The 12,223-nt window shown below is 62.9% G+C and carries 12 protein-coding genes; 6 read left to right on the forward strand and 6 right to left on the reverse strand.

What is annotated here, in order from left to right:
* The first annotated feature begins 42 nt into the window (after nt 1-42).
* The 3 genes from htpG (at nt 43) to CSQ93_RS26475 (ending at nt 2,863) form a co-directional block, all read left to right on the forward strand.
* Nucleotides 43-1,962 carry a molecular chaperone HtpG gene (gene htpG, locus CSQ93_RS26465; RefSeq protein ID WP_099380605.1) on the forward strand — a complete coding sequence of 640 codons (1,920 nt, stop codon included), beginning with the start codon at nt 43-45 and terminating at the stop codon, nt 1,960-1,962.
* A gap of 149 nt (nt 1,963-2,111) precedes the next feature.
* Entirely contained in the window at nt 2,112-2,501 is a 390-nt protein-coding gene (locus CSQ93_RS26470; protein WP_099380606.1) for a hypothetical protein, read from the forward strand.
* A complete protein-coding gene (locus CSQ93_RS26475; RefSeq protein WP_099380607.1) occupies nt 2,498-2,863 on the forward strand; it encodes a hypothetical protein in 366 nt (121 codons plus the stop codon). Before CSQ93_RS26470 ends, CSQ93_RS26475 begins: the two co-directional genes overlap by 4 nt.
* Here CSQ93_RS26475 and CSQ93_RS26480 read toward each other — a convergent pair.
* Nucleotides 2,840-3,571, reverse strand: coding sequence for an alpha/beta fold hydrolase (locus CSQ93_RS26480; RefSeq protein ID WP_099380622.1), 732 nt, complete (start codon nt 3,569-3,571; stop codon nt 2,840-2,842). The two genes, CSQ93_RS26475 and CSQ93_RS26480, sit on opposite strands and share 24 nt — an antisense overlap.
* A gap of 134 nt (nt 3,572-3,705) precedes the next feature.
* On the opposite strand from CSQ93_RS26480, the gene CSQ93_RS26485 reads away from it, so the two are divergent.
* Nucleotides 3,706-4,743 (forward strand): hypothetical protein, encoded by a 1,038-nt coding sequence (locus tag CSQ93_RS26485; RefSeq protein WP_099380608.1) that lies wholly within the window; start codon nt 3,706-3,708, stop codon nt 4,741-4,743.
* A 2-nt stretch (nt 4,744-4,745) separates the two neighbouring features.
* Here CSQ93_RS26485 and CSQ93_RS26490 read toward each other — a convergent pair whose 3' ends face one another.
* The 5 genes from CSQ93_RS26490 to kynU form a co-directional block, all read right to left on the reverse strand.
* Nucleotides 4,746-5,771 carry a hypothetical protein gene (locus CSQ93_RS26490; RefSeq protein ID WP_158301376.1) on the reverse strand — a complete coding sequence of 342 codons (1,026 nt, stop codon included), beginning with the start codon at nt 5,769-5,771 and terminating at the stop codon, nt 4,746-4,748.
* Nucleotides 5,772-5,773: 2 nt separating this feature from the next.
* Nucleotides 5,774-7,828 carry a hypothetical protein gene (locus CSQ93_RS26495; RefSeq protein ID WP_099380610.1) on the reverse strand — a complete coding sequence of 685 codons (2,055 nt, stop codon included), beginning with the start codon at nt 7,826-7,828 and terminating at the stop codon, nt 5,774-5,776.
* Nucleotides 7,829-7,935: 107 nt separating this feature from the next.
* The gene (locus tag CSQ93_RS26500) at nt 7,936-8,481 is read right to left on the reverse strand and encodes an RBBP9/YdeN family alpha/beta hydrolase (protein WP_099380611.1); all 546 of its coding nucleotides are present in this window, start codon (nt 8,479-8,481) and stop codon (nt 7,936-7,938) included.
* 15 nt (nt 8,482-8,496) lie between these two features.
* Nucleotides 8,497-9,384: a tryptophan 2,3-dioxygenase gene (gene kynA, locus CSQ93_RS26505; protein WP_099380612.1), complete on the reverse strand. Its 888-nt coding sequence runs from the start codon at nt 9,382-9,384 to the stop codon at nt 8,497-8,499.
* A gap of 8 nt (nt 9,385-9,392) precedes the next feature.
* The gene (gene kynU, locus CSQ93_RS26510) at nt 9,393-10,643 is read right to left on the reverse strand and encodes a kynureninase (RefSeq protein ID WP_099380623.1); all 1,251 of its coding nucleotides are present in this window, start codon (nt 10,641-10,643) and stop codon (nt 9,393-9,395) included.
* A 608-nt stretch (nt 10,644-11,251) separates the two neighbouring features.
* Here kynU and flhD point away from each other — a divergent pair.
* Together flhD and flhC are read left to right on the forward strand one after the other, a co-directional pair.
* Nucleotides 11,252-11,569 carry a flagellar transcriptional regulator FlhD gene (gene flhD, locus CSQ93_RS26515; protein ID WP_034758381.1) on the forward strand — a complete coding sequence of 106 codons (318 nt, stop codon included), beginning with the start codon at nt 11,252-11,254 and terminating at the stop codon, nt 11,567-11,569.
* 39 nt (nt 11,570-11,608) lie between these two features.
* The gene (flhC, locus tag CSQ93_RS26520) at nt 11,609-12,172 is read left to right on the forward strand and encodes a flagellar transcriptional regulator FlhC (protein WP_077401979.1); all 564 of its coding nucleotides are present in this window, start codon (nt 11,609-11,611) and stop codon (nt 12,170-12,172) included.
* Nucleotides 12,173-12,223: the final 51 nt, after the last annotated feature.

The following is a 12,223-nucleotide window of genomic DNA, read 5'->3' on the forward strand; positions in this document are numbered from 1 at the left end:
AACTCCGTAGAATCCGTCCATCCACAAGACTATGAGGTAAAAATGGCTGTCTCCGAAAAGCAAACCCTGGGTTTTCAGACCGAAGTGAAGCAAATGCTGCACCTGATGATCCATTCCCTGTACTCGAACAAGGAAATCTTCCTGCGCGAATTGATCTCGAACGCGTCCGACGCGGCCGACAAATTGCGCTTCGAGGCGATCGATAACGACGCCCTGTACGGCAACGATCACGAATTGAAGATCAAGGTCAGCTTCGACAAGGATGCGCGCACCATCACCATTTCCGACAACGGCATCGGCATGACCCGTGACGAGGCGATCTCGCACCTGGGCACCATCGCCAAGTCGGGCACCAAGGAATTCTTCGGCAAGCTGTCGGGCGACCAGCAGCAGGACGCAGCCCTGATCGGCCAGTTCGGCGTGGGCTTCTATTCGGGCTTCATCGTCGCCGACAAGATCACCGTCGAAACGCGCCGCGCCGGCGCGGACGCCTCTGAAGGCGTGCGCTGGGAATCGGCCGGCGAAGGCGATTACAGCATCGAGACCATCGAAAAAACGGGCCGTGGCACGGACATCATCCTGCACTTGCGCGAAGGCGAGGACGAATTGCTGTCGAGCTGGAAGATCAAGTCCATCATCCGCAAATACTCGGACCATATCTCGCTGCCGATCGTGATGCAGAAAGAAGAGTGGGACGACGAGAAAAAGGAAACCGTCCTGAAAGACGAATTCGAAACCGTCAATCAGGCCAGCGCCCTGTGGGCCCGCAACAAGGCCGATATCACGCCGGAACAGTACGACGAATTCTACAAGCACGTATCGCACGACTTCCAGTCGCCGCTCACGCATACGCACAACCGCGTGGAAGGGCGCAGCGAATACACGCAGCTGCTGTACATCCCGGCCAAGGCGCCGTTCGACATGTGGGACCGCAACAAGCGCGGCGGCATCAAGCTGTACGTCAAGCGCGTCTTCATCATGGACGATGCCGAGCAGCTGATGCCAACCTACCTGCGTTTCGTGCGCGGGGTGATCGACTCGGCCGACCTGCCGCTGAACGTGTCGCGTGAAATCCTGCAGGAGTCGCGCGACGTGAAAGTCATTCGCGAAGGCTCGACCAAGCGCGTGCTGGGCATGCTGGAAGAGCTGGCGAACGCGGACGAGCAGGACAAGAAGGACAAGTACGCCGTCTTCTGGAAGGAATTCGGCCAGGTGCTGAAAGAAGGCATTGGTGAAGACGCGGCCAACAAGGAACGTCTGGCCAAGCTGCTGCGCTTTGCGTCGACCGCCAACGACAGCGATGAACAAATCACCTCGTTCGCCGACTACGTGGCGCGCATGAAGGAAGGCCAGGACAAGATCTATTACGTCACGGCCGACAACTACGCTGCCGCCAAGAACAGCCCGCACCTGGAAATCTTCCGCAAGAAGGGCGTCGAAGTGCTGCTGTTGACGGATCGCGTCGATGAATGGATGCTGTCGTTTATCCAGGACTTCGAAGGCAAGGAACTGGTCTCCGTCGCCAAGGGCGGCCTGGATCTGGGCGCGCTGGAAGACGAAGCGGAAAAGAAAGAGCACGAAGAAACGGAAACCTCGTACGCCGACCTGGTAGGCAAGATGAAGACTATGCTGGCCGACAAGGCCAAGGACGTGCGCGTCACGTTCCGTCTGACCGATTCGCCAGCCTGCCTGGTGGCCGATGAAAACGAATTGTCGGGCAACCTGCTGCGCATGCTCAAGGCGGCAGGCCAGAGCGCGCCGGAATCGAAGCCGATTTTGGAAATCAACCCGAACCACCCGCTGGTGACGCGTCTGAAGTATGAAGACGCGGAAGGCGGCAAGTTCGGCGACTGGGCCAACATCCTGTTCGACCAGGCCATGCTGGCCGAAGGCGGTTCGCTGGCCGACCCTGCCAGTTTCGTGAAACGCCTGAACGAATTGCTGCTCAATACGGCGAAGTAAACGCCTTGCTGTCGACGTAATCAAGCCGGCCCTTTCTGCGTGAAAGGGCCGGCTTTTTTTTATGCTACAGTGCGCGATTATTTTATTTTGTGGAAATAGCAATGGCGCATTGCCCTGCATGTGACAGTTCCAACGTTCAACGCCTCTCCATGGTGCATGCCTCCGGCATTTCCGGCACATCGACCCATATGTCGGGCAGGATCGATGGTGATTTCATCCACGGCCATGCGCATACGCGCAGCCAGACCTTGTTGTCGCGCCAGGCCGCCAGGCCGGCGATGCAGGCGGGCCAGAAGGTAGGACTGATCGTGTTGGGCGTCATCGCTTTCGTCATCGCCGCCGTCGTCTTTTACCAGGCCGGCGCAAATGGCCTGTTCTGGATATTCGTGGCAGGGGGCGTCGTCTCCATCGCCTGGTCGCAAACGGCCTTCATCGCCAATTGGGACAAGGATGCCGCCGCCATGCAGGACAAATATGCGCGTACCTTCATGTGCCATGCCTGCGGCCACCGCTTCGTTCCCGTACTCAGGCAACCATGAAAAACCGCCTGGTGGCGGGCCTGGGCGCGCACGCGCTGGGCTGCCTGCTGTTTATTGTGTTGAGCTGGCTGGGTTTTTACCTGTACACGCAGCTGTTCGGCAGCCTCGGCTCGCGCGGTGTGGCCGGCGGCCTGGCCTTGCTGCTCGTGTTTTACGTGTATGCGGGGACGAATCTGCTACTGGCGCTGCTGCCGCCCGGCAGGTGGAAGCCGGCGCTGTGCGGCTTGCTGGGCGCGGCCGTGCTCGCGTATCTGTTGCCCCAGCATCCGCTGCGGGCGATCTACTTCAGCGCGCTGGCGGGCGGCTTGAGCTGGCTGGCCGTGCTGGCCAGCGCGCGTTTAAGCGGATACCTGCGCGGCTGACAGGCCAGCGAGAAAAGCGGTGACGGCGCTGGCTGCCGCTTCCGGCGCCGCCTGCAGCAGCATGTGCGGCGCAGCGATGTCGGCCAGTTGCGCGCCGGGCGCCTGCAGCAGTATCTGCAGGGCGTTCGCCGGCGGCACCAGGCGGTCGTGGCGCGCGCGCAGATACAGCACGGGCAGGCTGCCGCGCGCGAAGCTGCGCGAGGCGTCGGTTTCCAGCACGGCGCGCAGGCGCTGGCGCAGTACGCTGGGCGGCACTTGCGCCAGCGCCGCTGCCAGTTCATCCTGCAATTCCGGCGTGGAGTGGGGCGCCAGCAGCGCCTGGCGCAGGGCGAAGCCGGGCATGGCGCCAAAGGGCACAAGGCCGAGCAGGTGGCGCAGCGGCGCCAGCATCGGACGCGGATTGCGCACGAATGAACAGCACAGGATCAGGGCGCGCATGCCGGGCGGCGGATCGGCGCGCAGGGCTGCCCCCAGCGGTCCGGAAAACGATTCGGCCAGCACGACGAAAGGGCGGTCCTGCGGCAAGCGCTCGCGCACGAATGCTTCCAGCGCCGCGTAATCGAGCGGTGCAGCCGGATAGGCGATGGCCAGGGTGTCGATGGCGGCCTGCGCGCGCAAGGCGGCGTCAAAACGGTGGAATAGCCGGGCTGTGCCATCCATGCCGGGCAGGAGGACAAGCAGGGGCGAGGCGTGGGTGGGAGTCGTCATTGCGGCCATCATAGCAGCCGCGCCGCCGCACGCACCGTCCGCCAGCCGCACGGCATGGGGGCTGGCGCCATGCTAGAATCGCCAGCGCGCCATGCGTGGCCGTAAGAGCGGCCAAATCCCCGACAGACAGAATCATGCATATCATTTTTTCGAATTACCGTACCCTGGGCGGCGCCTTGCTGGCAGCGGCCTGCGTCCTTTCCCAGCCTGCCCGCGCCACGGCGGCACCCTCTGCGCCGGCCGGGAAAAGCCTGTCCTCGCTGCTGGCCGGCGGTCCCTTGCCGCGCCTGAGCGAAGACCCGCAAGTGCGCGCGGCCCTGTTCGATTTCTTCGGTTACGCGCGCGGCAGCTACACGGAAGACGATGAACTGCTGCTGGCGCAGGCGCTCGAAGCGATCAGCGAAAAGCGCGACGCCACGCGTACCGTGCTGGCCGATGGCCGCCAGTTGCTGGCGTCGATGAATGACCGCAAGCAGGGCCGTGAGCGGGGCGCCATGTTGCTCGACAAGCGCGGCGCCATCATCGCCTTTGGCCTGGTCAACGGGCATTGCCACCTGGAGGGCCAGCCGCTGGCGAAAGTCTGCAATCCCGATCCGAATGCGGTGCTGACGGTATTCCACCGCAAGGGCATGCTGGTCGGGGATGCGGCGCCCTTGCTGGCCTGGGCCAGGCAATTGCCGCCCATGCTGGCGTTGATCGCGGGCGACAAGGAAGCGGGCGCCGATGGGCAGAGGATCGCCAGCGTCGAATATGTGCTGGCGCAACCGGCCCTGCCGGGCTGGAACCGCGCCCAGCTGCCGCCCGCGTATCCGCCGGCGCTGCTGCCGCTGTTGCTCGATAAGTCCACGGTGTTGACGTCGGCCGGCGCCGGCGTGTTTGCCTATCCGCTTACCTTGAAGGGCAAGAAGCAGAACAATGTACTGGACCATGCCGAAGGCCGCCCGCCGCGCGACCTGGAAGTGGCGCTGCGCAGCTATGCCAGTTTCGATACGGTGGTGGAGCGCTATCGCCGGGTGGCCAAGGGCGCCAGGCTGCAACGCAACGAGCGCACGGCCTACCTCGATGGCGACATGGGGCAGGGCAGTTACCGCGTCTACATCCGCAACACGGGCGCGGATGGCGTGATGATCGACGTGGCGCTATGGCAGCGCAAGCTGGCGGCCGGCCGCTGATATTAGCAAGGGCGCGCCTGTTCGTAGCCCAGTTGCGCCAGCTGCGCGGCGATGGCGTCGTCGCGTGTTTTCCTGCCCGTGCGCAGGCGCGCATGCGTCAGGGATGCGGGCAAGCCATGCGCCAGCAAGGCGTCGATGTCGAGCATGGTCTCGGATGCCGACAGCTGGCGCAGGGCGGGCAAGGTGGCCAGGCCGGGCAGGCTGTCGAGCGTCTTGCAGGTGTGCAGATTCAGGCGTTCGAGCGCGGGATTGGGGCCCAGCGCGATCTGCCGCAGCTTGATCTGGTCTTCCACCCATAGGGCCTGCAACAGCGGGAAACGGCCGATATCGCCCAGTGTTTCCAGGCCGCGTACGCGTATCACTTCCAATTTCCGCAACAGCGGCGCCTCGATGTGCGCGAGCGATTCGCGGCCGCCCAGCTGCAACAGCAGCCTGTCCAGGCGGGCCATCTCCGAAATAAAATCCAGCGGCACCTTGTTCTTGATGCGGTACAGCGACAGCTCGTGCAGCGCCGGCAGGCTGGCCAGGGTGTCGATATGCTGGTGGTGGCCCTCGATGGCCAGGCTGGCCAGGTGCGCATACTGGCGCAGGGGCGCCAGGTCGATATTGTTTTTGGCCGACTCGCCCAGATACAGGAATTCGAGGCCGTGCAAATTGTCCAGCTGCAGGATGTCGGCCTCGGCCAGCTGGTACACGCCCAGGCTCAGGCGCTTCAGGTGGCGCAGCTCGCCCAAGGTTTCCAGATGGATGGCTTGCCAGTGGCAATCGATGGACAGGCTGGCCACATGCGGCAGCGCGCGCAGGATGCGGGCATCGAACACCCGCGGGTCGTAACCGTAGATGCGGATGGTCAGCGCCGTGCCGCAGTTGGCGGCCAGGGCGTCGAGGTCGGCCAGCAGCGGCTCCGGCTCGCCCAGGGTATCGAACTGCACCAGCACCTGCTGGCCGCCCGCGATGGCGGCGCGGATCGCCCTGGCGTCGATGCGCCCGGGATTCTGGATGCGCTGCGGCTGTGTTGTTTGCGTCATGATCATAGTCCTATCGGATAGTCGACTTTCCTGGGGGGAGGACAGCCTTCCGGCCCCGGAAACGTCTGCTTGCCCGTGTCGTCGTAGCGCTTGCCGCACTCCACGAGCACGCGTTTGCGGAAGGTATAGATGCTGGCCACCTTGCCGTTCGGGTGGTAGCAGATATTGTCGCCGTCGCGGTCGGTCGAAGCGTAGCTGATCATGGTCTCGCCGTTGACCGTGCGGGTGCTGTGGCCGCTGCGCGGCTCCGTGCATTTGAGCTGGCCGCTTTCGTAATAGACGTTGAGGACGGAGGTGTCGGCGGCGCGGTCGACCAGCAGTTCGTCCTTGCGCTTGCCGTTCGGGTAGTTCGAATAGCCTTCCTGGCGCTGGCCAAACTGGAAGGCGTAGTAATACTGCGGCTTGCCGTCCGGGTAGTACATGTGGTGGTACTCGCATACGTCGTCGCGCGTGCTGCCGGACTCCTTGAAGGTGCAGCGGTGGATGTCGTTGAGCAGCTGGCCGTCCTCATAGTACTCGCGCAGGTGCGTGAGCAGGCGGCCCTGGTCGATGACGGCCAGGCGCTCCGGCTTGCCGTTCGGGTAGTAGCGCGCGTCCAGGCCCTGCTTCTTGCCCATGTCCCACAAGGTGTCGAGACGCAGGATCTTGCCGCTGTCGTCGAACGCCTGTTCGCGCCCATCGAGCTGGCCGCTGCGGTAGGAGGCCGTGTAGACCGCGTATTCCTTGCCGGCCGGGCCCAGATAGCGCGTACGGCTGCCTTCGAGCACGCCCGCCTGGTAATGGTCGCGCACGCGCAGCGCGCCTTGCGCATCCGTGTCGAGGGCCTCGCCCTGTTTTTTGCCTTGCACGTAAGTGACGCTTTGCGTGGCCTTGTCCTTGAGCTTGAGCTTCCACGGCCCGTCGCGCAAGCCTTCGATGAAGCTGCCGTCGCCGTCTTCCGTGATCCACGCGCCATGGCGCGCGCCGTTGACGTAGTTGCCGCGCGTTTGCAGCTTGCCGCCCATGCTGCGTTCGTGCGGGCCGTTCAGCTGGCCGCCCGCGTAGGTGTCGAAGCCCGTCACTTCCTCTGCATCGGCATAGTTGACGACCGTCCAGCGGCCTTCGCGCTTGCCGGCCCGGTACATGCCGCTCTCGCTCTGCTTGGGATAGTTGAAGGACCACAGGCCTTCCTGCAGGCCGTTGACGAAATGGCCTTTTTCGCTGCCTTCGTGCATGCCGTCGCGCACCCACAGGCCCTGGCGCTTGCCCTTCACGTACTGGCCCCGCTCGACCACCGAACCGTCGTCCCAGGCCAGGCTGTAGATGACGGAAGGGCCTTCCTGGCTGCCTGTAAACTGCTTCGGCGCCGTTTCCCACGTCACTTGCCACAGGCGGTAATTGCGCAGGATGCCGGCGCCGACATCGCTGTACAGGGTGTAGCTGGCGGTGAGAAAACGCTCGCCATTTTTCTGGAAGGTTTTCTTGTAGATGATGGCGTCCTGGCTGCCAGCCGCCACGGGCTTGCCCTCATCGCTGTAGTAGCCGACGATGGTGCCCTGCGTATGGTCGATGGCGTCGAAGTCCGCATTGCCGCTCTTGCCGCGCGCGACGCTGTAGTCCATCGGCGCCAGCTTCGCCAGCGCCGCCTTGACCTGGCCCGCGTTGGGCGCGGCACTTTGCGCCACGATGCGGTTCAGGGCCGGCTGCAAGCCGTCCAGGCGCCGGTACTTGCCGGAACTGCGGTCGTAGCGGTAGGCGCGCAAGCCATTCTTGTCGCCCTGACGGAACAGCACCAGCATGGTTTGCACGCTGTCGTTCGTCTCCTGGTCCAGCGAGGCGTAGAAGACGGAGCGGATGACGGCATTGCCGAACTGGTCGAGCAATATGGGTTTCGAGCCGCTGCCCTTGCACTCGCAGTAATAGCCATTGACGCCTTCTTTTTCCTTGAGGAAGGCGATATCGAGGCCGCTGTCCTGCGAGGCGCTGATGGCGGGATGGGCGAGGCTCTTGCCTTCATAAAAGGGCGCGCCGTGGGCCAGCGCGGAGCAGAGGAGCAAGGGCAGAAGCAGACGTTTCATCGTGTGGCTGGCGCCGGGGCGCCGCTATGGAAAGGCCACGATTCTGCCTGCGTTCTTCCTTGTGGGCAAATAGCGGTGCTTCTATCGTGTGCGCGTGCGCGCCCCGTTCAGGGCTGGTGCGCGGCGCAGAAGTCCAGCAGCAGCTGTTCACCGTCCGGCCAGGGGCCGTAGCCGGCGTCGCCATTGATATGGCCGGCGTCGCCGATCATGGTGAAATCGCTGCCCCAGGCGGTGGCAAACGCGCGTGCCCGCGAGAAGCTGACGTAGGGATCATCGCCACTGGCGACCACCAGGCTGGGGAACGGCAAGGCTTGCAGCGGCATCGGCGCAAAGCCCGTCGTGCCGGATGGGTAGGAGGGCGCTTCCACATCGCTGGGGGCGACCAGGAAGGCGCCGGCGATCTTGTGCGGCGAACCGCTGGCCGCCCAATGAGCTACCAGCGTGCAGGCCAGGCTGTGCGCCGCCAGCACGGGCGGGCGCTCGCAGACGGCGATGGCGCGGTCGAGTTCCGCCACCCATTCGTCCTTGTCCGGCGTCTGCCATTCCCGGTGCGGCACGCGCGACCATTGCGGGTGGCGTGTTTCCCAATGGGTTTGCCAGTGCTGCGGCCCGGAATTCCACAGGCCGGCCAGGGTCAGGACGAGAGACGACATCGATGCTCCTTAAAGTTATAACTCCGTGCGAAGGGCAAAGAGCTCCGGGAACAATACCACGTCGAGCATCTTGCGCAAATAGCTGACGCCCGCCGTGCCGCCCGTGCCCGTCTTGAAGCCGATGATGCGTTCGACCGTCGTCACGTGGCGGAAGCGCCAGAAGCGGAAGGCCGTTTCCAGGTCGACCAGCTTTTCGGCCAGTTCGTACAGGGCCCAGTGTTTCGACGGGTCGCGGTAGACTTCCAGCCACGCCGCCTTGACGGAGGCGTCGGCGCTGGTCGGCAGGGTCCAGTCGGCGTTCAGGCGCTCGGGGGAGATGGGCAGGCCGCTGCGCGCCAGCAGCTTGATCGACTCGTCGTAGACGGACGGCGCGCGCAAGGCGGCGTCGAGCACCTTGTAGGTTTCCGGTGCCGTCGTATGTACATTGAGCAGGGCCGCGTTCTTGTTCCCCAAAATGAATTCGATCTCGCGGTACTGATAAGACTGGAAGCCGGAGGAGGCGCCCAGGTAAGGGCGGATGGCCGTGTATTCGGGCGGCGTCATGGTGGCCAGCACGTCCCAGGCATGCACCAGCTGGTCCATAATGCGCGCCACGCGGGCCAGCATTTTAAACGCGGGCGCGAGGTCGCCGCTTTGCAGGTTGGCGCGCACGGCGTGCATTTCGTGCAGCATCAGCTTCATCCACAATTCGCTCGTCTGGTGCTGTACGATGAACAGCATTTCGTTGTGATTCGGCGACAGCGGATGCTGGGCCGTCAGAATGCGGTCCAGCGCCAGGTAATTGCCGTAGCTCATCGATTCGCTGAAATCCATCTGCGCGCCATGCCACTGCGCATCCTGGCCGCCCGCATGCATGGGGCAGCCGCTGGTGTTTTCCTTGTTCATATTCTTGTCGTCGCTCATGGGATGGTTCAGGTGACCGCATCGCGCTTGGCGGCGATGTCGTAGGCTAGTGTGTCGAGGATGTCGCGCAGGATTTCCACGGCATCCCACACATCGGCAAAGCTCGTGTACAGGGGCGTGAAGCCGAAGCGCATGATGGCCGGTTCGCGGTAGTCGCCGATCACGCCGCGCGCGATCAGCGCCTGCATCACGGCATAGCCGTGCGGGTGCGTGAAGCTGACCTGGCTGCCGCGCCGCGCATGCCCGCGCGGCGTGACGAGGCCCAGCGGATGGCTGGCGCAACGCTGTTCCACCAGCGCGATGAACAGATCGGTCAGGGCCAGCGACTTGCGGCGGATGGCTTCCATGCTCGTTTGCGCAAAGATATCGAGGCCGCATTCGACCAGGGCCAGCGAGAGTATCGGCTGCGTGCCGCACAGGGCGCGGGCGATGCCGTCGGCTGGCGCGAAGCCGGGCTCCATGGCGAATGGCGTGGCGTGCCCCCACCAGCCGGACAAAGGCTGGCGGAAGCGCGCCTGGTGTTTTTCCGGCACCCAGATGAAGGCGGGCGAGCCGGGGCCGCCGTTCAGGTACTTATAGGTGCAGCCGACGGCCAGGTCGGCGCCGGCGCCGTTCAGGTCCAACGGCACGGCGCCGGCCGAATGGGCCAGGTCCCACAGCGCCAGCGCGCCTTGTGCGTGGCAATGGCTGCTGATGGCGGCCATGTCGTGCTGGTAGCCGGTGCGGTAGTTCACGTGCGTGAGCATGGCGACGGCGCAATCGGCGTCGATGGCTTGCGCCAGTTCGTCCGGGCTGTCGACCAGGCGCAGCTGGTAGCCGCGGTCGAGCCAGGCGGCCAGGCCTTGCGCCATGTACAGGTCGGTGGGGAAGTTGCTGCGTTCGCTGACGATGATTCTGCGCGCGGCCTGCGCGGGATCGCTGGCCTGCATCTGCAAGGCGGCGGCCAGGGCCTTGAACAGGTTGACGGAGGTGGTGTCGGTGATCACCACTTCACCCGTGCCGGCGCCCAGCAACGGGGCCAGGCGGTCGCCTAGGCGCTTGGGCAGGTCGAACCAGCCCGCCGTATTCCAGCTGCGGATCAGGTCGGTGCCCCATTCGGCCATGATGACGTGCTGCGCGCGGGCCAGCGCCGCTTTCGGCCGCGCGCCCAGGGAATTGCCGTCGAGGTAAATCACGCCTTGCGGCAAGTCGAATTGCTGGCGCAGGGGCGCCAGCGGGTCATCGAGGTCGCGCGCGCTGCAGTCATGTCGAGAAATCATGGTGGCTTTCATATTGATACTTGTCTGGGTGGCATGATATTGCTTGAGGCTTAAAGTATCACGCGGAAGTGGCAGTGTAGCAAATCCCCGCCGCAAAAACGTGTTTCCTGGCATGGGCAGGTAGTGAAAAAATGCACGTTTGTGGGGCGTCAACGAAAAAGATCACGATTTTTTTAAAATATTTTCAAATAACCCTAAAGTTTTGCCAGACGCCGCCGTCAACGATTACATGAATGGTGTCAAACCGACGGAAAAAGAATGCGGGCTTTTTAAATATTTTTCAAAAAAGCCCTAAAGTTCCTGCCAGGGCAGCCGTTATCTAGGTAGATAGACTTGATTCTTATCAAGTTGTTGTAAAAAAGTGATATTTTTTACAGGCCAAAAGTCGGCTAAATCCGACACAGAGCCAACCTCCCACATCCGCGCCATTGCTGGCGTGTGAGCATGATCGAGCAGTGTTTGTCAGACAAACACCTACGATCCCATCCGCTATTCCCCGACCAAAAATACAGCGCTACGCCTCTGTTGCGTTTAATGTTGCTCCTGCAGAATGTATCTCACTGGCAACACACAGCGCCAGCTGAATTCAACGGATTGAGGAGATGGAAATGACTGCTAACGACATGATGGCTGAGATTCGCGACGCTAACCTGAGCTACCTGATGCTGGCCCAGCAAATGATTCGTGCGGACAAGGTAACGGCCATCTTCCGTTTGGGCATTGCCGCCGAAATCGCGGAATTGATCGAAGGCATGAGCAATGCGCAGATCCTGAAACTGGCTGGCGGCAACATGATGCTGGCCCGCTTCCGCTTCGACGACAGCGCCATCCTGGGCATGTTGACGAACTACAATAAAGACCGCTCGCTGGCACAATCGCACGCGGCTATCCTGATGGCCGGCCAAGGCGTCGAAGAAATCGCTTAAGCTTTTAAATTAGTACTCGTCAGTCGCGGAGCAAGCAGCATGGCCAAGAAAAGTGTCGTATCGGAAGCGCAGGAAATCCAGTTGGCCATCGAATTGATACAGCTGGGCGCCCGTTTGCAACTGCTGGAGACCGAAGTCTCGCTGTCGCGCGAACGCCTGCTGAATCTGTACAAGGAATTGAAGGGCGTCTCGCCGCCCAAGGGCATGCTGCCGTTTTCCACCGACTGGTTCATCACCTGGCAACCGAATATCCATTCCTCGCTGTTCATCAATATCCACAAATTCCTCGTTGACCACGCCGGCGCCACGGGCATCGAAGCCGTAATGAAGGCGTATAAGCTGTATCTGGAACAGATGCCACCCGAAGCGGGTGAAGAGCCCCTGCTGTCGCTGACGCGGGCCTGGACCCTGGTGCGCTTTTTCAGCAGCAAGATGCTGGACATGGCCCCTTGCGGCAAGTGCGGCGGCAAGTTTGTCGTCAACTGCCTCGACCTGAACGCCGATTATGTCTGCGGCCTGTGCCACATGCCTTCGCGTGCCGGCAAGACCAAGAAGGCGCGCGATGAAGCGGCCGCTGTCGCGCCGCCGAGCGTCACCGCCTGATATTGTCCCAATAATAGCCTCAGTGAAAACCGGAGCGGTCGCCAGACCGGA

This window comes from Janthinobacterium sp. BJB426 (assembly GCF_002735705.1).
Lineage (GTDB): Bacteria > Pseudomonadota > Gammaproteobacteria > Burkholderiales > Burkholderiaceae_D > Janthinobacterium.